The organism is Trichocoleus sp. ST-U2 (assembly GCF_039961875.1).
GTDB lineage: Bacteria > Cyanobacteriota > Cyanobacteriia > Cyanobacteriales > FACHB-T130 > FACHB-T130.
The window spans coordinates 1-20,839 of sequence record NZ_JAMPJY010000061.1; the positions used below are offsets into that span (position 1 = coordinate 1).

Below are 20,839 nucleotides of genomic sequence, written 5' to 3' on the forward strand. Positions count from 1 at the left end.
TTGGCTGAGCGCTATCGGAATCGACGGCGGCACTTTACGCGCCGAGTGCATCTACTCGCAGGCATCATCAACTTTGAGCTAGCTCTGGTTAGCTGATTCGTGCAAGAGGTCTAATGAATGGAAAGGTGAAGAACCCTAAGATGGGTTTTAAGAGAGCATTCAAAATTCCAAAAACTGCTGCGGAAATTGCGGCTTTTCCAAAAGTGTCGATTTCTACGCCAATCGGCAGCCGGGAAATAATTAAAAAACTGATAGTAGTGACTAACCAGGTGATGAGGATTCCAACCATAACCAAAACTCCTTATCATCAATCGTTTTGTTACAGGGTCGGGTAAGTTTCCATCTTCAGGGTCATCAATAAATGTGACCAGAAAGTGACAGTAACCTTGGAATTCAGAATTAACTGAATAACCAGCCTTGGAAACCAGCAAATCTCGCCGGGAAAAACCGAATTAATTGGGTTCTCCATTCCGGGAGTCCCGAACCCAATCCAAACCGTCGCGAAGAAAAACTCCTCCTTATCTTCCCCCGCTTGCGCTTGAAGTGAGAGAGTTTTAAGTAAATTTTTGTAATTGAGACGATTTGAATTTTTTGCCGGAGAAGATTCGTTTGGCGGTGGGAATTCAGGGGAGCGGTGGGTGAGCAGTGAGCTTGCGATCGCATCCTCAACTCCGGTAAACCTGGAAATCTCGCTTGTGGAGCCGCTTTTTTCTACAGAACATCCGGAGTTTTTCCGCCGTTTACATTGCTCTTGCGATCGCTATTTAAAGATTTCTGCGATCGCACATCTCAACCCAAGTGGTTGAAAGCATTACGCAAATTATCGCTCCAGCTTGCGATCGCGGTCATCTCCTGCGAATTTACCTGTTAAACCGATTGATGCTGAGGCATTGCGAGGAACGGTTCCGTAATATTCTAGGTACCGCTGATTCGTCCAGTTAAATTGGCAATTACTGCAATTAATTCAGCAGGTTCAACGGGTTTGGCAATATGGGATTGAAAGCCTGCTAAAAGCGCAGCCGTGCGGTCTTGAGTTCTAGCATAGGCGGTCAGGGCGATCGCGGAAATTCTGCCTTTATTGTTTGACTCCAAAGCTCTGACGCGACGCAACAGAGCATAACCGTCTTCATCTGGCATCCCAATATCACTGATTAATATATCTATCGGTGGTGAAGATTGGGTCAGTGCTGAGATGGCTTCGTCTGCTGAAGCGGCAGCGATGACTTCTGCCCCACAAACTTCCAGCGTGTAGGCGAGCAAATCCCGCATATCCGGGTCATCATCCACGATCAGTATCTTCAATCCCTCTAGTTGAGAGGAGCAGTCAAATGGGACACTGTCTCCCACGGTTGGATGCACCCGTTCTGGTTCAATCGCTGTTGGCCCAACGGCAAGCAGGGGTAGTTTGACGGTAAATGTTGCACCTTGTCCTTCTCCGGGGCTTTGAGCATGCACCGTTCCCCCATGCAGTTCTACCAATTGGCGAACGATCGCTAAACCCAGCCCCAATCCGCCAAAGGAACGAGTGATGGAACCATCTGCCTGACGAAAGCGCTCAAAGACGTAGGGGAGGAATTCTGCACTGATGCCTTGACCCGTATCTGCCACCACAATCTCAATATGAGAATTAATCCGTTGCAGACCAATCTGAACCCGCCCCTGTTTCGGTGTGAACTTGATCGCATTGCTGAGCAAATTCCAGACAATCTGTTGTAATCGCTCGGAGTCTCCTAAAACAGGGCCTGCTGCTGGATCGAGCACCGACTGCAAGCGAATATTCTTGGCATCAGCAGCAGGACGCACCGTATCGATTGCTGCCTGAATCGCGGGCAATAGGTCAACTGTTTGCACATTGAGGCGAATCTTGCCTGTAATGATGCGGGAAATATCCAGGAGATCGTCAACCAACTGTGCCTGGGATCTGGCATTGCGCTCTATCGTTTCCAACGCCCGATGCATCTTGGCTGCGTCTACCTTGCTAGTTCTCAGGATATTAGACCAGCCAAGGATGGCATTGAGAGGGGTTCGCAGTTCGTGGGATACGGTGGATAGAAATTCATCCTTCAATCGATTCAGCTTCTCAGCTTCTACTCGTGCTTTCTGTTCCTGCACCAGAAGTTTAGCTCGCTCTTCTTCCGCTCGTTGACGCTGCCGAATCTCTTTGGCTAATTCATCGATCTTCTTGTTCAGCAGGGTGAATCGGCTACTGGCAGATTCCTTGTTTTTCAAGCGTAAGAGAATAAGTGCCGGGGATTCAGGCGATCGCGGTCGGATGACCGCTCCTTCACAGCGACACAAGCAAGTCTCTCCATTGTTAGCATTGAAGGTTAATGAGCCAATCACCATTTCTCGACTGCTGGAACAAGCACGCAGATACTGTTTAACCTTATCAGCAGGATCGACGACCATCTCAAAGAGCATTTTCTCTTGCAGGAGCTGACGGGGTAGCCCCAGCATCTTGGAAAATGGCGGATTGGCAGCCAGAAGCTGACCATTTCCGGCAATTAGGAGCATGGGTTCGGGTAAAGGTCTAGCGAATTCGAGAAACTGTTCGGGTGTCACCCCTCGTCATCTCCCTCACTCTCTCCTTTGAAGTATTCTCTGCCGTGACTTTCTTCTGCCTCTGGGGTGGGTTTCAAATAAACAACCACACGGCATCCAGGCGCACCCATTGCGATCGTCTCTTGCAGTTCTACTTTGGCGTACCCCAGATTGTCCGCTGCAATGGAGCCAAAAACATTGGAGGTCATCATACACATAGCAGGGCGATCGATGACTTTTTCGGCAAACGGGCACGCCCGGTTCCCTAAGACAATCTTTTCATCCGTTTGTTCAATAATATAAAAGTCACCTTGGATTCGCTTCTTCAAATCTACCAAAACATCAGCAACTTGCTCTCGCGTTAGATGGGATACCTCTAGAGCCGCTTTATAGTCCCGGTCGATTTGCCTCCCCATGTTTTGACCCACGACACTAATAAACCCGGAGGCTTCCTCTAAGCCCACGACATCCTGTAATGTACCTGCCAACTCTCGAATTAAGGTACGTAAAAATATATCCCGCTCTAAAGGAATTTCGAGTCGCTTCATGGATGTTTCAGACTTAAGAGAACTATTCATAGCAATATCTCGTGAATGGGGATCGGCAGCCCTTACTCAAGGCTATAATGCCACCCGGCGAAGTGGCACTTTAATACATCTAAAGATAGATGTCTATACTGATACTACATGGTCAGACGAGCGCTCTGTGGCGAGAGGGCGATCGCTCGTCAGCTAGTAATGGACTACTACCAATCTTCATCCTCATAACGGCTTGCGCTTCACAGGCGGCAAGTAAAATATAATTCAGCACAAGTATATACCGACCGTCCGGTGCAAGCGTTTTTTGTTAGATATTCAAAGGACGGGAATTGCTCGCTTTCATAACTCAATCTAGTCTACGAGGTGACAGAAAAGGACTAAAAGGAGAATGGCGATGAAAAAAGTAGCAGTATTTGGCAATGCCGGAGGCGGTAAATCAACTCTAAGCAAGAGACTATCCGAAATCACGGGTTTGCCACTTCACGTCTTGGACAAGATTCAATATCAAGCGGGGGGCACGCCAGTTCCCCATGAAAACTATAAGCACGCCCATCAGCAAATTTTAGTTACTGACCGATGGATTATTGACGGTTTTGGTTGCATGGAAACCGTCTGGCTGCGACTTGATGAAGCGGATACTTTGGTTTTTGTGGATCTACCAATCTATGTGCATTTTTGGTGGGTAACTAAACGAATGATCGCAGGTTTTTTTAAACCCCCTGAAGGCTGGCCTGAAAAAAGTCCAATATTAAAGAGTTCACTTAATAGCTACCGCGTACTTTGGTTATGCTACAAATATTTGACCCCCAAATATCGTGAGTATATCGAGCAGGCGCAAAATACTAAAAGGGTTTATCACATCAGCTCTACCGAACAGATTTCGCAATTTTATGAATTGATTGGAAATGAGACCAACTTGGAAGATGGTACAGCTTAAGTATTATTAGACTGAAAGTTTCTGCCTAATACCCTCGCATCAGATTGATAGACTGACGAATTCCCGATCTCAGACCAAATCAGATGAATCGGTAGAAATATTCCGAATCGGATGCTAGTTCAGCGAGATAGGCAGAAAATTCCTCGCAACCTAGCTTCGCTCCGCTTGGTTGGCTTCTTGCACATCTCAATCCAAGTGGTTGAAACCACCAAACAAATTACCGTTCCAGCTTGCGATCGCAGTCATCACCTGCGAATTAACTTTCAAACCAGTTGATGCTGAGGCACTGCGAGCAACGGTTTGGTAATTGAGAGGCGATCGCTTTGTAGGGTGGGAGCGATCGTCCGTTAGGAGTAAATTACTAACAATATCCGTCATCATAATGGCTGTATTCAGCAGATGCAGACACCTCTCAAAAACAAAGAAGGCTGATAATGTTCTGCTGCAACACGATTGTTATAGGGTGTTTACTGGCGTGCATTAAACTAACGCATTTCCGCCATCAATTAGTAGAGTAGCTCCTGTCATGAAACCGTTACCCATCAGAAATAAAACCCCATCAGAAATCTCTTTTAGCTTCTCCATTCGCTTTACAGGAAGCTTTTCAGCAATTGCGTTAACAACCTCTCCAGGCTGTTGACCCTCATTAGAGTAAAATTTCCTAGTAAATTAAGGAGATGAGTTGATTGCAGATTCGCAAAGATGACCTGACAGGTAAAAAGATTGCTGATTTTCTCCGAGAACATCTCGAAGATATGCATGAAATTACGCCGCCTGAAAGCGTTCATGCTCTTGATTTAGAGGCATTGCGATCGCCCGAAATTACTTTCTGGACGGCTTGGGAGGGTGATGAATTACTCGGATGCGGATGTGGGGCACTCAAAGAACTAGATTCAAAAAGTGGTGAAGTCAAATCAATGCGTACCGCCAAGGCTCACCGTCGTAGGGGTGTCGCCTCAAAGATTCTGGAACACATCATCAAAGAAGCCGAACGGCGTGCTTATGATTGCCTAAATTTAGAAACAGGGGCAATGCCTGAGTTCGCTCCAGCACGAGCATTGTACGCGCGGTATGGGTTCGAGTACCGAGGCCCCTTCGCTGGCTACATTGATGACCCGAACAGCATATTTATGACGAAAAAGCTCGGTTGATTCGCTTCTCGAAATTAGCGTATTTGTTGAAAATCTCGTAATGACATCTCTCTGGATTGTAAAGCGATCGCTAATCCAGTAAAAGCACGATCGCCCATCGGAATTCGTCACTCGGTTCATTGCTAACTTCAAGCGTGCGATCGCTTCTTACTCATGCACCGAGCCATCCGGCATAATGGCTCCTTGCAACTCTGCATCCGTCAGCACAGCACCCGTCAAATCGGCATCTCTCAAATTTGCCTTGTGTAGAATCGCACCCGTGAGGTCGGCATAACTCAAGTCAGCTCCTCGCAAGTTGGCTGCGCTCAAATCGGTTGGCTTCATTCCTTGTTGCGGCGTTCCATTCAAATGAGCGCGGCAAAGCTTTGCACCATTTAGATTTGCCCGATACAAAACAGCTCCACTTAAATTGGCGTAGCATAGGTCTGCATCGCTTAAAATCGCATGACTCAGATCCGTCGCTTGGTCGGACGTAGGACGCAAATTGGCGTCAAACAAATTGGCACGAAATAATCTGGCGCGGACTAAATTCGCACCTCCTAAGGTTGCTTTACTCAAGTTCGCTCGCTCCAGATTGGCGTAACTCAGCTCGGCACCACTCAAGTCTGCCTCTCGTAGAATGGCTCGATCCAAATCAGCTTCGCTCAAATCAGTTCCGCACAAGAGCGCTTCGCTGAGGTCTGCTTCCCGGAAGCTGGCTCGGCTAAAGTCCGTTTTACCCAATCGCGCTTGCCGTAAATCTGCCTGATTGAAGTTCACACCATGAAAGTGAGCATTCTGCAAATCAACCTCTCGCAGGTTGACCCTTTGAAAGCTTCGTTTGCCTTCGGCATACCGATTCAGGATCTCTTCAATAGTCATCTCTGTTGCCTTTAAGTGTTGCAACTGTAGGGGGTTCTCTTGAAAAGAGGTTCGCTCAGCCATCACCGTTCAAGCTAAGTATTATTCCCCAGTCTCATTATAGAAACGCAGTTTGAGGAACTTGTCAGGAAATGCGATCGCTAAAAGAGATCCCGCCACAGGCAGGTACGCACCCGATTCGATCTCAACACGTTCCGGTTAACTGCGCCATCACCTCAGCGACAGACATAATTCGGTCTGCGCGTCCGGCGTATGCTCCGAAAAAGATTAAGCCGTTCTCTATATCTCTATCCGCTGCCTTGGCGAGTGCCTGAATGATGCAATAGGTTTTTCGGCTAACCCGACACAGGCAGCTTTCTAAACACTTAGCCATGCATTGTCGTTCTAAATCTGGGAATGCAGCGGCAGCGATGCCTCTTCTAATTGATGGATGGCAGCCAATGCTGATGGTGTAAGAAATGTCATCGGATAGTCACCAAAACGTCACATTCGCTGACTAGGCTGATAGTAAGAACTGCAAAGTTCTACTCCTCACACCATAAAATACAGCCCTCTCGTTCAACAGCAAGAGGGCTTTTTCTTTAATGACAGCAGTTCCAGATCGTCGTCAAGCAATTGTCATCACAATTACTTGAATAAATCTTTGGGTGAAAATTGCGATCGCAAGAATAACTGCGTAATGTAACAAGTGTTTCCTTGCCGCCAAACTCCGATACCCGTCTCGGCGTATTCGGCTTGCAAAATATTTGCACGATGTCCGGGACTATTCATCCATCCCTCAACAGCTAACGGTACGGGTTGGGGAGCATTCACACTTTTAAACAAATTCTCCCCAACCATCCAGTAGGAGATTCCCCCCGCACGAACCCGTTTAGTCAAAGTGCTGCCATCCGGACTATCGTGGCTGAAGAAGTTCTCACGAGCCATCTTCTGACTGTAATTGCGAGCAACCCGTGCTAATTTTTCGTTGTTTTGAAGTGGATTTAAGCCATTCTTTTGGCGGACTTCATTGATCCGCTGACGGACAGAAGCTTCCATCTGGGCACTGGTGGGGGATTGAGCGGCGCTGTTAGGCAATTTCGGCGCTTCGGGTACATCCTGTCCAGGCAATTGCCGCAATAACTCTGCGGCAGGTTCGCACCCTACCAATCCTAGAGCCATCGGTATCCAGAATATCCAAGCTATCCTTGGTCGTCGCTGACGCCTGATGGTTGCCTTTAAATTTTGCGCGGGTATGCTTCTGCTGGTTGCTGTTTTAGTTTGTTGAATTTGAATCAATCGAAAAATCCTTTTGTGATTCATCGCTGCTGGCATCAGCCATCATGTTGAGCTAGTATTCTCAGCTTAGCGAGAACCGAGATGGCTGTGCTGGACGACAATCGGCACATTCGCCTTTGTTTGCGATCGCTGTCACTTTCTAGTCACATTTGTTACTAACACTAAAGAAAACAGAATCTATGCAAGAAACTCATACTTTTTGGTTTTTTGTCTGCAACAGATAGACTTCTTGCCTCTAGAGGAGCCAACAAAATGACAGCAACAGCGAAAGAGAAATCAGTGGGAAATCAGTGGCATCATCTACCTGTGGGAGAAGTTGCTCAGAATTTAGACAGCAACATAGAAACAGGTTTGACATCTGCTGAAGTAGCAAAGCGACAGGAACGTTTTGGAGCGAACGAACTCAAGGGTAAAGCCGGAAAAAGTCCCTTAGTGCGATTTCTCCAGCAATTTAACCAACCGCTCCTGTATATCTTGTTAATTGCTGGTGCAGTCAAGGCATTTCTAGGGGAATGGGTGAATGCGTGGGTAATTTGGGGCGTGACGCTAATTAACGCCATTATCGGATTTGTCCAAGAATCAAAAGCCGAAAGCGCGATCGCTGCCTTAGCTTCTTCTGTCCAAACAGATGCAAATGTACTGCGCGAGGGTCAAAAAGTACAAGTTCCTTCGACTGAGTTAGTACCGGGCGATCTCGTACTCCTCACTTCTGGAGACAAAGTACCCGCCGATTTGCGACTGGTGAAGGTGCGTAACTTGCAAGTGAACGAATCTGCACTCACCGGCGAGTCGGTTGCAGTACAAAAAGAGGCGGAAACAGAAGCCCCGCTTTTGCACCTAGACGCACCCTTGGCGGAGCGAACCAATATGGCTTATGCTGGCAGCTTCGTGACATTTGGTACTGCCAGGGGCGTTGTCGTCGCAATTGGGGAGGCGACTGAAACCGGGCGAATCTCCCAGTTAATGGATCGGGGAAGCAGCCTGACAACCCCCTTAACTCGCAAATTTGACAAATTCAGTCGAAAGTTGCTGTACGTCATTCTAGGAGTCGCCGCGCTGACGTTTGCAGTGGGATGGGGGTACGGCAATTCCTGGGTAAAAATGTTTGAAGCTGCCGTAGCCTTAGCAGTGAGTGCGATTCCCGAAGGATTACCCGCCGTTGTGACGGTGACGCTGGCGATTGGCGTTTCCCGCATGGCGCGTCGTCACGCCATTGTCCGTAAGTTGCCAGCCGTTGAAACTCTGGGTGGTGCTACAGTCATTTGTTCTGACAAAACCGGCACCTTGACTGAAAACCAGATGACGGTACAAGTTATTTATGCCGGAGGTCAGCACTATACAGCCAGCGGTAGCGGCTACAATCCGGCAGGGGAAATCCTGTTAGAAGAAAAGCCGATTAACCTGAACAATTTCCCCGTTCTTCTAGAGTGTTTAAAAGCCGGATTGTTATGCAACGATTCCCATCTAGAAGTCAAGGACGAGCAATGGGTTGTGATTGGCGATCCGACAGAGGGAGCTTTAATTGCTGTTGCCAATAAAGTGGGATTAAAGCAGTCAAACTTAGAGCGAGAAATGCCTAGGTTGGATGTTATTCCGTTTGAGTCTGAATTTCAGTACATGGCAACGTTGCATGAAGGTAAAAGCGATGGGGACGGGCGGGGAAACCCCGGTACGACGATTTACGTGAAGGGTTCGGTGGAGGCAATTCTCCAGCGCTGTCAGCAGATGCTAGATGCTGATGGGAGTTTGATCCCTGTGGCTGGACAAACGGTGCATCGGGAAGTCGATGCAATGGCAGAACAGGGGCTACGGGTGTTGGCGTTGGCGAAGAAGCCTGTGTCAGCCGAGCAACAATCAGTAGATCATGGTGATATTGCAAAGAATCTGATTTTTATCGGATTGCAGGGCATGATCGATCCGCCGCGAAAAGAAGCGATCGCTGCCGTGCAAGCCTGTCAAGAAGCGGGGATTCAAGTCAAGATGATAACGGGCGATCATGCTGTCACCGCCGCAGCGATCGCTTCTCGCATGGAATTGAAAAGGCATGGGGAAGTTCTGGCATTCACCGGACAAGAACTTGCTCAAATGAATGAACAAGAACTGGCGACGGCGGTAGAAGATGGAGTCGTATTTGCCCGCGTCGCACCGGAACAAAAACTCCGTCTTGTCGAAGCTTTACAACTTAAAGGCGAAGTTGTCGCGATGACGGGGGATGGGGTTAACGATGCGCCTGCACTCAAGCAAGCAGATATTGGGATTGCGATGGGAGGTGCGGGTACTGAGGTGGCAAAAGAAGCCGCCGATATGATTTTGACCGATGATAACTTTGCCTCGATAGAAGCGGCTGTTGAGGAAGGTCGTACCGTTTACCGAAATCTCCTGAAAGCGATCGCCTTCATTCTCCCCGTTAATGGTGGCGAATCGATGACGATTTTGATTAGCGTGTTACTCGCTAGAGAATTGCCCATCTTATCTTTACAAGTTCTCTGGCTAAATATGGTTAATTCCATTGCAATGACCGTCCCCTTAGCCTTTGAGCCTAAATCTCAGCAGGTGATGCAACAGCCTCCACGCAACCCGAATGAACCCTTGCTTTCTGGCAGTCTGTTAAAGCGGATCTTAGTAATTTCTGCTTTTAACTGGATTGTAATTTTTGGCGTATTTGAATGGATGAAACAAACAACCGGGAATATTGATTTAGCCCGCACAATGGCAATCCAGGCTTTAGTGGTTGGGAGAATCTTTTATCTTTTAAGCATTAGCCACTTTGGAAATGCTGTCATCGCCAAAATTCGTGGAATCGGACGCATTCGCAATTCCCCAGCCCTGGCAATTGGGATTGCCTGCACTGTGCTTTTGCAAGTAATCTTCAGTCAGTGGAGCCTAATGAATGGGTTATTCTCCACAACACCACTGAACTTAAATCAATGGCTCATTTGCCTGTTGGTGGGGTTGCCAATGATTGCAGTAGCCGCCTTCGTCAATCGCTTTGATCCACAACACTAATCCCATTTTAGATTTTGAGTTGTAGAAGACTTGCGGTTATCGCATCTGTTGTCAGTAGCTATCCGATTCTGGCTGCAAGGCTGAAGACATAGCTTGTTGTTTAAGCGCGTAGACCCGTCCAAATTCTGTGCTTCTGGTTGCTGATTCCAAACAATCCAAACTTACTTACAGTTTCTATGCAGCTTAACGTGTTCTTGAAGATACATTCTGTCAGCACTCAGCGCTTTGGATTTCACTGGAAAATAGGGCTGTAAGGATGGAGTCTCCTCGCCCATGCGGGTACTGACTCTTTTGATGCGATCGCGCACCGTTATCCTCGGTTAAGTGGAGAGAAGGGGAGAGAACAGCCGATCCAAGTATGCGAGCGCCTTTTGCCCCTACATCATCCTCAATATTGCGTTTTGTAATACTTTTATGGCTCTTTTCCAGATCAAATTCTAAAATGCTATCATCTCAAATGAGAGTTGATTCGGTTGCAAGGTTTTGTTTTTATTGACTGGCTTTTTCGTCTTGGTCTTAACAGACTCCTCTCCGAAATCTAAATCTCCACGTTCCTATGATTTTGGAGTCGATCTATGTCTATTTATGTAGGTAATTTGTCCTACGACGTTACCGAAGCCGATTTAACCGGCGTTTTTGCAGAATATGGTTCTGTAAAGCGGGTTCAGCTACCCACTGACCGCGAAACAGGTCGTCCGCGCGGCTTTGGTTTTGTGGAAATGTCTACCGAGGCTGAAGAAACAGCTGCCATTGAAGCCCTGGATGGTGCTGAATGGATGGGTCGTGACATGAAAGTGAATAAAGCCAAGCCCCGCGAAGACAGAAGTTCGTCCGATGGTGGCGGTCGCAGAAACAACAGTTTCTCTCGTCGCTACTAAAACATAAAGAAGAAGCCCCCATTTCTGGGGGCTTTTTTATTGGTCGCTGGAGTGGGGGCGCGAAGGGAGCGCGCCCCCACTCCAGATTCGTACTCCAGACAGGTGGAGAGTTTAAGGTCTGGGGGGATTACCACACTGCGGGCTAGGATTATTTAAACATAGCCAAATTCCTGGCATGAGGTCGGTGTTGTTGTTGTTCATAGTACTTGTGGTTGAAGGACTAGCTGCGGGGCTAGCTTCAGGACTGGCTTCAGGACTAGCTTCAGGACTGGCTTCAGGGCTAGCTTCGGGACTGGCTTCAGGGCTAGCTTCGGGACTATCTTCGGGACTATCTTCGGGGCTGGCTGGCGCATCTTGAGCGAATAACTCTTGGCTACTCACAGTTAAATCAGCTTGCTCGGAGCCACTACCAGCATTGGAGTGATTATTAGGACTATTAATTAGTGCAGTAGCTGGAAAACTCAGCAAAATTCCAGCACTCACAACCAACATCATGCCAACTCGCGTTTTAATTTGAGTTTTAAGATCTTTATTCATCGGTATCTACTTGGTTTCTCCTAAAATCGGGATGCACTTGATTAAAACTCATTCCTCTGTAATCGTCTTCCTACTTCCGATAGAAGTAGAAGTAAAGTATACTCAATGCTTAAGTAGTGGGCACTCCTTAATAAGATTTGACGAGAGCTAAACCACCAAAATTAGTATTTGTTGTTTTTTTTGCTGCTAAAGTTAAGCTAAAATTATTATTTTTCAAGGAGCAGTATTGGGGCAGTCCCTACGTTAAAAAAATTCTTTTTCGAGAGTTGGTATCGCGGTTTTCGCTAAGTGTGCGCTCCACATTGAACCTCAAACCCCACTCGGCTTTCGGAGAGAAGCCGGAGGGAGTTTAAACTATACTGCATCCAAACGAAAATTGCTATATAGTTTTCTATGCAAGTAGGGAATCGGAAAGTTAAGTAGAAGCCAGAAAATATTTAAAAGTAGATTACCTGGATTTCGGTAGCGTTGATAACAAATTGCCAAAACAAATTGCCAAAGTGAGCTGTCATGATGAGCATAGCGACGAAGGCACTCTTGTGAAAGCGAGTAGAGATTAATCCATTGCCGCTAGCACCGCCTTGGGTGCTAATTTATCTTTAAACCAAACAATTCTTGCCGGTACATCGTTCAATTTAACACCGGCTTTCTCCAAATTTAGCCGCTCAGAAATCGCTAAAATTAAGTTCTCGCATTCAGCGCGACGCACCTGGGAAAACTTCTTTTGCAAGTATTCGGGACGCCAGTAGCCGACAATTTCGAGTAAGAACGTGCGACCATCAGGATGCACTAAGCGAAAGTCAGGAATCATGACACTGCCTGGAATGGGGATAAGGTCAACTTCTCTTTCTAATACCCATTCACTTTTCAGCGCGTCCCAGCGGTCGGCAAAAGACGCCTCTAACATACTGTCATAAGGCTTGCCAGGTGGATAGTGGGACACCAAACCACATTCAGAATTCAGCGTAAAGCGTCCGGTTTTCCAGTTGCCAGTGAAGGCATCGCGGTTTTGCAGCGTGGCGCTGAGACTCCATTTAGTGACGTGGAGTAAAGCTGGGAGGAGTTTAGCGATCGCTAACCCATAGCGCGTACTCGGCTTAAATAAACTGGTAGGGCCATCCACTGTTATCGTGAAGCCATGATCCGCATCGCCTTCAATATATGCCATCAATTGAAATAATTTGAGATAGCGGAATAACAGCTTATATTCGCCTGGAACGTTGCGGTGAGCATTCAGAGTAATTTGACTCGCACGATAGAAGACACCCTGCACCTGGGATAAATTGTAGCGGTGCAACAAATTTTCGGGCGTGGGAGTGTCAAACTGGGTGAGGATGCGATTCTCGGCTAAATCCGCGTAAAGTCCCATGCGAATTTGACTTGCCAGCACTTCTCGATCGAGTTCCTGGCTGAGTTTGTCAGCTAATAAGCTTAGTGTCTGCGCCGAGGCTTGGGGGCTGGGAACAGATTGAGCCGCCAGCGCAAAGACTCGTTCCCGCAATTCTTGCGGTTCCAAGGGACTGACGATTTCAAACGTACACAAACTGCTTTTGAGAATGTGGGCAAGTCCTCGCTTCAGGCGATAATCTGGACTATCTCCTTCTAACTCCAGCAACTGGCGATCGAGTTCTCCCTGCGTACAACCAAGCGCTTCCTGAAAACAGGTAATCAGATCGGATGCAATCTCTAGATGCTTATCATCTATATTTAAGCGCTTTGGGACTATTGTTTCGCCATTTTGACGGTGGATTAAAAGGTCGGTAGGTAACATTTGGATTTAGATAATTGCTAATTGCTAATTGCTAATTGCTAATCGCTAATGGGTGGTTCATCCTCCTCTCCCCATTTTGCCGGTGACTCCGCTGCTCGCTTAGCGACATTAGAATTTACCCCATAAATCGGTTTCGACGGCAAAATCTCCAATTGTTTACCTTTCTTCTCCTCTCTTTCTTCGCGTTCTCTGCGCCTTGGCGGTTCGTTTTTCTTATCTCCCCGCCGCCGCTGGGACGTACCTTCCTCACTCGTATTTTCCGCCACCACCTCATAGAGAATGGCACGTTTATTTTTATCCTGACTTTTTCGCAAAACCCGTCCCATCCGCTGAATAAACTCACGCTGGGAACCCGTGCCCGATAAGATAATTGCCACACTAGCGGCGGGGACATCCACCCCTTCATTCAGGACGTGGGAAGCGATCAGAGTTTTGTATTCTCCCTCCCGAAACCGAGTTAATATCTCGTGGCGTTCCTTCACCGGCGTTTGATGGGTAATCGCTGGGATTAAGAAATCTTGGGAAATGCGATAAACGGTCGCGTTATCAGCCGTAAAAATCAGAATTCGTTCTGGGTGATGTTCGGCAATCAAATTGGCGAGAATTCGCAGTTTGCCGTCTGTACCCAAGGCGATATCTTTCGCTTCCCGATGGGCTAGCATCGCCCGACGTCCTGCTGGCGAACCGGCACTTCTCATCACAAACTGCTGCCAGCCTTGTATGCTGCCGAGAGAAATATTGGACTCTCGCAAAAAGTTGTTGCGGAGTTGAATTAACTCGTTGTAGCGATCGCGCTCTAGTTGCGATAACTTGACTTTAATCTGCACGATCTCATGCTCAGCGAGTGCCGAACCCGAAAGTTCCTCTGCCGTTTTGCGGTAAACTTCGGAACCAATGAGAAGATTTAGATCGGCGTGTTTGCCGTCAGAACGCTCTGGAGTGGCACTAAGTCCCAGTCGGTAGGGAGCGATCGCATATTCGGCAATCACCCGATTAAAATCAGTCGGTAAGTGGTGACACTCATCAAACACGAGCATGGCATAGCGATTGCCCAAATTTTCGGCATGAATTGCCGCACTGTCGTAAGTGGCAACCAGAATTGCTGTTCTATCCCGCGAACCCCCTCCCAGCAACCCCACCTCTGCATCCGGAAAAGCCGCCGTCAAGTGAGCATACCACTGGTGCATCAAATCCAGTGTCGGCACCACAATTAACGTACTGCGCGGCGTCGCCTGCATCGCCAGTTGAGCCAGATACGTCTTCCCAGCCGCCGTAGGCAGCACCACTACTCCCTGACGTCCCGCTTGCTTCCAAGCCATTAGCGCCTCGGTTTGATGCGGGTAGGGTTCCATTTCCATGCTGGCGACGAGTTCCAGCGCTTGAAAACCCTTCGCCTCATCGATAAAATTTGTTTCTTCCGCTTGTAGTGCTTCTACCAGTTGACGATAGTGCATCGCCGGAATGCGGAACTTTTCCACGCGATCGTCCCAAGTCGCATATTCCACCCAAGCTTTGCCCCTAGGAGGCGGATGCAATATTAAAGTGCCACGATCAAAAGATAAAGTAGGGCTACGAGCCATTATTTTTTTAAATTCTTAATCCCCCGATAATTTTAGGAGACTTAATGCACAATGCGATTGAACCCTTGCAGTAATTGGAGCTTTCCCTAATTAAGGGATGAATGCATCGGGGGTAGTAAATAGACTCTCCCAACCTCACAACCCAACCGCGCAAAATTGTTACAGTATGGTGCAATCTTGTGCAACAGCGTAATTGGAGCCGATTTTTGTGTTTAACACTGGCATCATCAGTATTTTGCAATATAGAGGCGCTAAATCTTGACATCTGGCTATGATACGGATCGAGGAGCCATTAGGGTAGATGTGCGAACCAGCGAACTGACAAGTCAGCGCAACGCGATCGCGCTGGCGCGGGAGATTCGTTTTTCATTTTTTACATCAAGAATCGGTGTTGGCATTAGTGCGAAGCGCTCCAAATGCCGAACCCGCCAGGAGAACAGAATATGTTAAAAAAAATCAACCCTCGATTACGGCGCTACGGTGTTGCTGTACTCGCCGTTGCTAGCGCTGGGGTACTGACGCTGTGGTTATTGCCGCACATTCAGCCGCACATTTCCCCACTTTTTTTTGCTGCCGTGATGTTGAGTTCCTGGTACGGCGGCTCGAAACCGGGACTGTTAGCTACTGTTTTGTCTACTTTAACGATTTCTTATTTTTTTATCCCGCCGTTCCATTCAGTTTTGTTTGGTGGAGGGGACATCCTGCGAGTGGCGGTGTTTGGGTTGGTGGCATTATTTATTAGTTGGCTCAGCGCGGAATTAAAAGCTGCCAAGCATCGATCCGAGAAGAACATATTAAAAGTACGAGCCAGCGAGGAGCGGTATCGTAGCATCGTCGAGACGGCTAACGAGGGCATCTGGTTATTGGATGCCCAAATGCGAATAGAGTACGTCAATCAACGGTTAGCCGAGATGTTCGGTTACGGTGTAGAAGAGATGCTCGGTCGTCCAATTTTTGACTTCATGGATGAAGAGGCTCGTATTCAGTTAGAGCAATCTTTGGAGCGAGGGAAGCAGGGTATCAACGAGCAGTTTGACTTCCGTTACCGCCGCAAAGACGGTTCGACGCTTTGGGCAATTGTCTCGACGAATCTTATTTTTAATGAAGGCGGTGTCAGCGATGCGAAAGGCGAAACGATGCCAAAAGCGATCGCGATGTTAACTGATGTCACCGAGCGCAAAGCCGCTGAGGAAGAATTAAAACGATATCAACTTCTTTCTCAACACAGTCGTGACATTGTTTTATATATTCAGCTTGATGGTCAAATTATTGAAGCAAACCAAGCTGCTGTTAAGGCTTATGGTTACTCTAAATCAGAGTTGATTTCCCTAAATATTAACGATTTACGAGCGCCACAAACTCGGGATTTAATCGCTCAGCAAATTGAACAAGCAGACAAAGAAGGAATTTTGTTTGAAACCATTCACTACCGGAAAGACGGGAGTTATTTTCCGGTAGAAGTGAGTGCCCAAAGCTTAGGAATTGGCAATAAAAAAATAGTTTTAAGTATTATTCGAGACATTACTGAGCGCAAGCAAGCTGAAGCCTTGTTGCGGAACAGCGAAGAACGCTACCGCGCTTTTATTGAGCGGAGTTCAGAAGGAATTTGGCGATTTGAACTTGAGCAACCGATTCCCATAGAAGTGACAGAAGATGAGCAGATTCAGCGTTTTTACCAACATGGATACTTAGCTGAATGCAATCGGGTCATGGCTCAAATGTATGGGTTTAGTAGTGTAGAAGAAATTATTGGGGTAAGATTAGAAGATTTTTTAATTCCCTCCGAGCCACATAATATTGAATATTTGCGGGAGTTTATTCAGTCTGGCTACCGACTCAGCGATGCAGAATCCTATGAAGTGGATAAAGAAGGAAATCCCAAATATTTCTTAAATAACCTCGTAGGAATTGTGGAAAATGGTTTTTTAGTACGAGCGTGGGGAACTCAACAGGACATTAGCGAAAGCCTGCGGCACGCTACGCTACGCAAACAAGCGGAAGAAAAATCTCGGCAACTTGCAAACGAGCTTCAAGAACAAGCCAGTACACTGGATGCAATTCTTTCGGCATCTGTCGATCACATTTACATCTTCGATCGTGAAGGCCGCTACCAATATGTAAGCGCTGGCGGTGCCCAAGTGGTGGGATTCCAGCCAAGTGAGCTGGTAGGCAAAACTTGGCGAGATATCGGCTTGCCAGAAGAAATTATGAGCCGATTTGATGCTCACAGAGAAGAAGTCATCTCTACCGGAGAACCGATCAGAAATGAGAACGAGTTCTTAGGTGCTAGCGGCTTGCAACACTACGAATATATCGTCGCCCCCCTGCACAATCAGGATAAAAGCATCAAGGGGATCGTGGTTATTTCCCGCGACATCACCCAGCGCAAGCAAGCTGAAGAGGCTCTGCGAGAAAGTGAAGCACGGGCGAGACGCTTGATTGAGTCAAATATCATCGGGGTCATCATTGCGGACTTTTCTGGCAATATCCTGGAGGCAAACGATGTCTTTTGTAACATCGTCGGTTATACACAGGAGGAAGTGCTATCCGGAAAAGCGAACTGGGCGGAAATGACGCCGCCAGAATATCGGCATTTAGATGTGCAGGCGATGGAGGCGATGCAGCAGACAGGCACCCATACGCCTTTCGAGAAAGAATACATCCGCAAAGACGGCACCAGGGTTCCCGTCCTAGTGGGGACAGGCTATCTGGGCGGAGCGAACAAAATCGGAGTGGGTTTTGCGATTGACTTAAGCGAAAGCCTGCGGCACGCTACGCTACGCAAACGCGCTGAGCAGGAATTGCGAATATCAGAAGCTCGCTTCCGAGCTTTGGTAGATCAGTCCCCGTTGAGTACGCAAATTATGGCTCTCGACGGTCGGATTCTTCAGGTCAACCAGGCTTGGGAGAAACTTTGGGGAATCACGCTTGACCAACTTTCGGAATACAACCTGTTGCAGGATGAGCAATTAGTCGCTAAAGGCATCATGCCATACATTCAAAAGGCATTTGCTGGCGAGGCGACAGCCATGCCACCCATCATCTACTATGTTTCGGAGCTAGGAGATTTCCACAAGCAAGAACGCTGGACGCAGGCTTTCATCTATCCCGTCAAAGATGAAACCGGAAATATTCGCGAAGTGGTTTTGGTACACGAAGATATTACAGAGCGCGTCCGAGCCGAGGAAGCACTTCGAGAAAGCGAAGAACGATTCCGAAAATTTTTTGAAGAGGCACCCATTGGCATCTCCGTGGTTGACATAAACGGTCGCTTGGTCAAAATGAATAAAACCTACTGTGAGATGTTGGGATACCCAGAGCAAGAACTCAGTCAATTGACCTTTACAGAGATTACCCACCCCGAAGATGTTGAAAAAGATTGGCGCTATACAGAGCAATTATTCACAGGTGAACTAACTCGCTATCAAGTAGAAAAACGTTATATCAAGAAAAATGGGGAAATTTTATGGATTAATCTTACAGCTACGGCAATTTACGATCGAGAAGGGAACCCCTGCTATGGATTGGGCATGGTTGAAGACATCAGCGAACGGAAGCGAGCTGAGGAAGCGCTGCAAGCAACGAACCAAACTCTTGACAGCCTGATTCAAGCTTGTCCCCTGGGGATTACAGTTCTCAGTATTGATGATGGAACGGTAAAACTGTGGAATCCAGCAGATGAGCGGATCTTCGGCTGGAGCGAACAAGAGGTAGTCGGCTGTTTTCTTCCTAGCATCCTAGAAGATAAACGAGACGAGTTTATAGCACAACTTGATGCTATCGAGCAAGGCGGAACATTAACGGCTATAGAAACACGTCGTCGAAAAAAGGACGGTTCACTGGTTGATATCAGTGTCTGGGCGTGTCCGGTGCGTGACGCTCAGGGAAATCTTAGCTGTATGTCCATTGTTGCCGATATTAGCGATCGCAAGCAGTTAGAGCAAGAACGCAACCAACTTTTGCTCAACGAACAACAACGGGCGACCCAACTTCGAGGCTTGGCGGATGCTGCTTTAGCCATCAACTCTACACTCTCGATTGATGAGCGGTTGCAAGCGATCGCTGACCAAGCGCGTACGATCATCGGTGCCCACCAGTCACACGCCAAACTAAGTTTTAATCAAGACTGGGCGCAGTCTCTCAACGCCATCTCTGTGTCGGACAAATATGCAGCTTGGCGCGAATCCCCTGAAAAAATTGATGTGACGACGAGCATCTACTCGCTTGTCTGCCAAAGGAACCGCCCGATGCGGATGACGCAAGCTGAGCTGGAGGCACATCCGGCTTGGAAAGAATTTGACAAAACTGTTGATAATCTACCGATGCGAGGCTGGCTAGCTGCACCCCTGACGGGACACAACGGGAAAAATATCGGTTTGATTCAACTGTCGGATAAATACGAGGGTGACTTCACCGAACAAGATGAAGCCATCTTCGTCCAACTGGCACAGATGGCTTCCGTCGCGGTTGAGAATGCACGCCTTTACCGGGAAGCCCAAGAAGCAAACCGCACCAAAGATGAGTTTTTAGCGACCCTTTCCCACGAACTGCGAACGCCTCTCAACGCCATGCTGGGATGGACTCAACTCCTGCGTACCCGGAAATTTGACCCAGCCACTGCCACCCGCGCCCTGGAAACCATCGACCGCAATACCAGGTCACTGTCTCAATTGATTGAGGATGTTCTAGATGTCTCGCGGATTATTACCGGCAAGTTGCGCCTAAATGTGCGTCCCATCGAACTTGTACCCGTGATTGAGGCGGCTATCGATACGGTGCTACCCGCAGCAGAAGCGAAAAACATTCAAATTGACTCTAGATGCGATCGCTCAGTCGGACTCATTTTGGGCGATTCCGCTCGTTTGCAGCAAGTCGTCTGGAATCTGCTTTCTAACGCCGTCAAGTTCACCCCTAAGGGAGGGCGGATCGAGGTACAACTTTCTGTAGGCAGGGGGAATGGAAACGAACCATTCCCGATTTCCAACTATGCCGAAATGAGAGTAACTGATACGGGACAAGGGATTAGTGCCGACTTTCTCCCTTATGTATTTGAACGCTTCCGTCAAGCCGATGGTACAACGACGCGATCGCATGGCGGACTCGGACTCGGACTTGCGATCGTGCGCCACCTCGTAGAATTGCAAGGGGGAACCGTCCGCGCCCAAAGCCCCGGAATTGGCTTAGGCGCAACCTTTATTGTGAATTTACCGCTCCGGAGGGAGGAAGCAGAAAACCGGAAAGATGAATTAGATTCTCACCTTCCTCCTTCCTCCGCCGACTTCGCTTCCTGTGCCGTAACGCTGGATGGCTTGCGAGTGCTAATTGTGGATGATGAACCCGACGCCCGCGAAGTGCTAACTGCCATCTTGGAGCAATACCACGCCCAAGTCACCGCTGTGACGAGTGCCCGCGAAGCACTGGAAGCCCTCCACCGCTTGCAGCCGGATATCTTGGTAAGCGATATTGGGATGCCAGGAGAAGATGGCTACGACCTGATTCGTCAAGTCAGGGCGCTGGATACACAAGGTAGAACAATTCCGGCTGTAGCGCTGACAGCCTACGCCAGAGCTGAAGACCGTACAAAGGCGCTCCAAGCAGGTTTCCAGGTACACATTTCTAAGCCAGTCAACCCCGTGGAGTTAGCGACAGCGATCGCTAACCTCACCGGACGCACCCAATCTTGAATGGTGCTGGGTCAGGAAAAGGGATTGGTTCAAGAAAAAAAACAATCATCGCGAGTGGTAAGTGATATCTTTAGTG

At 48.0% G+C, this 20,839-nt stretch carries 17 protein-coding genes and 1 pseudogene; 8 read left to right on the forward strand and 10 right to left on the reverse strand.

What is annotated here, in order from left to right:
- Window positions 1–112: 112 nt before the first annotated feature.
- Window positions 113–289, reverse strand: a pseudogene (locus tag NC996_RS25525) (phage holin family protein); the annotation flags it as partial.
- 349 nt (window positions 290–638) lie between these two features.
- Between NC996_RS25525 and NC996_RS25530 the strand changes: the two are divergent.
- The gene (locus tag NC996_RS25530) at window positions 639–806 is read left to right on the forward strand and encodes a hypothetical protein (protein WP_190685321.1); all 168 of its coding nucleotides are present in this window, start codon (window positions 639–641) and stop codon (window positions 804–806) included.
- 109 nt (window positions 807–915) lie between these two features.
- Here the strand turns inward: NC996_RS25530 and NC996_RS25535 are convergent, their stop codons facing one another.
- Both NC996_RS25535 and NC996_RS25540 read right to left on the reverse strand, forming a co-directional pair.
- Entirely contained in the window at window positions 916–2,562 is a 1,647-nt protein-coding gene (locus NC996_RS25535; RefSeq protein ID WP_190685323.1) for an ATP-binding protein, read from the reverse strand.
- Window positions 2,559–3,119: a methanogen output domain 1-containing protein gene (locus NC996_RS25540; protein WP_190685326.1), complete on the reverse strand. Its 561-nt coding sequence runs from the start codon at window positions 3,117–3,119 to the stop codon at window positions 2,559–2,561. Before NC996_RS25540 ends, NC996_RS25535 begins: the two co-directional genes overlap by 4 nt.
- On the opposite strand from NC996_RS25540, the gene NC996_RS25545 reads away from it, so the two are divergent.
- Window positions 3,088–3,276, forward strand: a complete 189-nt coding sequence (locus tag NC996_RS25545) for a hypothetical protein (RefSeq protein WP_348231591.1) — start codon at window positions 3,088–3,090, stop codon at window positions 3,274–3,276. The two genes, NC996_RS25540 and NC996_RS25545, sit on opposite strands and share 32 nt — an antisense overlap.
- Before the next feature lie 198 nt (window positions 3,277–3,474).
- Window positions 3,475–4,017 (forward strand): adenylate kinase, encoded by a 543-nt coding sequence (locus NC996_RS25550; RefSeq protein WP_190685329.1) that lies wholly within the window; start codon window positions 3,475–3,477, stop codon window positions 4,015–4,017.
- A gap of 186 nt (window positions 4,018–4,203) precedes the next feature.
- Here the strand turns inward: NC996_RS25550 and NC996_RS25555 are convergent, their stop codons facing one another.
- A complete protein-coding gene (locus tag NC996_RS25555; protein WP_190685332.1) occupies window positions 4,204–4,398 on the reverse strand; it encodes a hypothetical protein in 195 nt (64 codons plus the stop codon).
- Window positions 4,399–4,703: 305 nt separating this feature from the next.
- Between NC996_RS25555 and NC996_RS25560 the strand changes: the two genes are divergently transcribed.
- The gene (locus tag NC996_RS25560; protein WP_190685335.1) at window positions 4,704–5,168 is read left to right on the forward strand and encodes a GNAT family N-acetyltransferase; all 465 of its coding nucleotides are present in this window, start codon (window positions 4,704–4,706) and stop codon (window positions 5,166–5,168) included.
- Between the two features lie 147 nt (window positions 5,169–5,315).
- Here NC996_RS25560 and NC996_RS25565 read toward each other — a convergent pair whose 3' ends face one another.
- The 3 genes from NC996_RS25565 to NC996_RS25575 form a co-directional block, all read right to left on the reverse strand.
- Complete coding sequence (locus NC996_RS25565) at window positions 5,316–6,029, reverse strand: pentapeptide repeat-containing protein (RefSeq protein WP_190685337.1); 714 nt, start codon at window positions 6,027–6,029, stop codon at window positions 5,316–5,318.
- A 184-nt stretch (window positions 6,030–6,213) separates the two neighbouring features.
- On the reverse strand, window positions 6,214–6,402 hold the full coding sequence (locus NC996_RS25570) for a hypothetical protein (RefSeq protein WP_190685340.1): 189 nt from the start codon (window positions 6,400–6,402) through the stop codon (window positions 6,214–6,216).
- Window positions 6,403–6,656: 254 nt separating this feature from the next.
- Window positions 6,657–7,307 carry a CAP domain-containing protein gene (locus tag NC996_RS25575; RefSeq protein WP_242031267.1) on the reverse strand — a complete coding sequence of 217 codons (651 nt, stop codon included), beginning with the start codon at window positions 7,305–7,307 and terminating at the stop codon, window positions 6,657–6,659.
- A 252-nt stretch (window positions 7,308–7,559) separates the two neighbouring features.
- Between NC996_RS25575 and NC996_RS25580 the strand changes: the two genes are divergently transcribed.
- The gene (locus tag NC996_RS25580) at window positions 7,560–10,313 is read left to right on the forward strand and encodes a cation-transporting P-type ATPase (protein WP_190685343.1); all 2,754 of its coding nucleotides are present in this window, start codon (window positions 7,560–7,562) and stop codon (window positions 10,311–10,313) included.
- Window positions 10,314–10,888: 575 nt separating this feature from the next.
- Window positions 10,889–11,191 carry an RNA-binding protein gene (locus NC996_RS25585; protein WP_190416073.1) on the forward strand — a complete coding sequence of 101 codons (303 nt, stop codon included), beginning with the start codon at window positions 10,889–10,891 and terminating at the stop codon, window positions 11,189–11,191.
- A gap of 111 nt (window positions 11,192–11,302) precedes the next feature.
- Here NC996_RS25585 and NC996_RS25590 read toward each other — a convergent pair whose 3' ends face one another.
- From NC996_RS25590 to NC996_RS25600, 3 genes are all read right to left on the reverse strand, one after another.
- On the reverse strand, window positions 11,303–11,728 hold the full coding sequence (locus NC996_RS25590; protein ID WP_190677606.1) for a hypothetical protein: 426 nt from the start codon (window positions 11,726–11,728) through the stop codon (window positions 11,303–11,305).
- A 556-nt stretch (window positions 11,729–12,284) separates the two neighbouring features.
- Window positions 12,285–13,499 carry a DUF790 family protein gene (locus NC996_RS25595; RefSeq protein ID WP_190434810.1) on the reverse strand — a complete coding sequence of 405 codons (1,215 nt, stop codon included), beginning with the start codon at window positions 13,497–13,499 and terminating at the stop codon, window positions 12,285–12,287.
- 38 nt (window positions 13,500–13,537) lie between these two features.
- Window positions 13,538–15,079: a DEAD/DEAH box helicase family protein gene (locus NC996_RS25600; protein ID WP_190434814.1), complete on the reverse strand. Its 1,542-nt coding sequence runs from the start codon at window positions 15,077–15,079 to the stop codon at window positions 13,538–13,540.
- A 258-nt stretch (window positions 15,080–15,337) separates the two neighbouring features.
- Between NC996_RS25600 and NC996_RS25605 the strand changes: the two genes are divergently transcribed.
- Entirely contained in the window at window positions 15,338–15,529 is a 192-nt protein-coding gene (locus NC996_RS25605) for a hypothetical protein (protein WP_190525418.1), read from the forward strand.
- A complete protein-coding gene (locus NC996_RS25610) occupies window positions 15,523–20,763 on the forward strand; it encodes a PAS domain S-box protein (RefSeq protein WP_190685346.1) in 5,241 nt (1,746 codons plus the stop codon). The genes NC996_RS25605 and NC996_RS25610 overlap by 7 nt, the downstream gene beginning before the upstream one ends.
- Window positions 20,764–20,839: the final 76 nt, after the last annotated feature.

Excerpts from the sequence above, each read along its gene's own strand:
- NC996_RS25545 (WP_348231591.1), top strand. The coding sequence starts at position 3,088 with ATGGATGTTTCAGACTTAAGAGAACTATTCATAGCAATATCTCGTGAA.
- NC996_RS25540 (WP_190685326.1), bottom strand. The coding sequence starts at position 3,119 with ATGAATAGTTCTCTTAAGTCTGAAACATCCATGAAGCGACTCGAAATT.
- NC996_RS25550 (WP_190685329.1), top strand. The coding sequence starts at position 3,475 with ATGAAAAAAGTAGCAGTATTTGGCAATGCCGGAGGCGGTAAATCAACT.
- NC996_RS25555 (WP_190685332.1), bottom strand. The coding sequence starts at position 4,398 with ATGATGACGGATATTGTTAGTAATTTACTCCTAACGGACGATCGCTCC.
- NC996_RS25565 (WP_190685337.1), bottom strand. The coding sequence starts at position 6,029 with ATGACTATTGAAGAGATCCTGAATCGGTATGCCGAAGGCAAACGAAGC.
- NC996_RS25570 (WP_190685340.1), bottom strand. The coding sequence starts at position 6,402 with ATGGCTAAGTGTTTAGAAAGCTGCCTGTGTCGGGTTAGCCGAAAAACC.
- NC996_RS25580 (WP_190685343.1), top strand. The coding sequence starts at position 7,560 with ATGACAGCAACAGCGAAAGAGAAATCAGTGGGAAATCAGTGGCATCAT.
- NC996_RS25585 (WP_190416073.1), top strand. The coding sequence starts at position 10,889 with ATGTCTATTTATGTAGGTAATTTGTCCTACGACGTTACCGAAGCCGAT.
- NC996_RS25590 (WP_190677606.1), bottom strand. The coding sequence starts at position 11,728 with ATGAATAAAGATCTTAAAACTCAAATTAAAACGCGAGTTGGCATGATG.
- NC996_RS25595 (WP_190434810.1), bottom strand. The coding sequence starts at position 13,499 with ATGTTACCTACCGACCTTTTAATCCACCGTCAAAATGGCGAAACAATA.
- NC996_RS25600 (WP_190434814.1), bottom strand. The coding sequence starts at position 15,079 with ATGGCTCGTAGCCCTACTTTATCTTTTGATCGTGGCACTTTAATATTG.
- NC996_RS25610 (WP_190685346.1), top strand. The coding sequence starts at position 15,523 with ATGTTAAAAAAAATCAACCCTCGATTACGGCGCTACGGTGTTGCTGTA.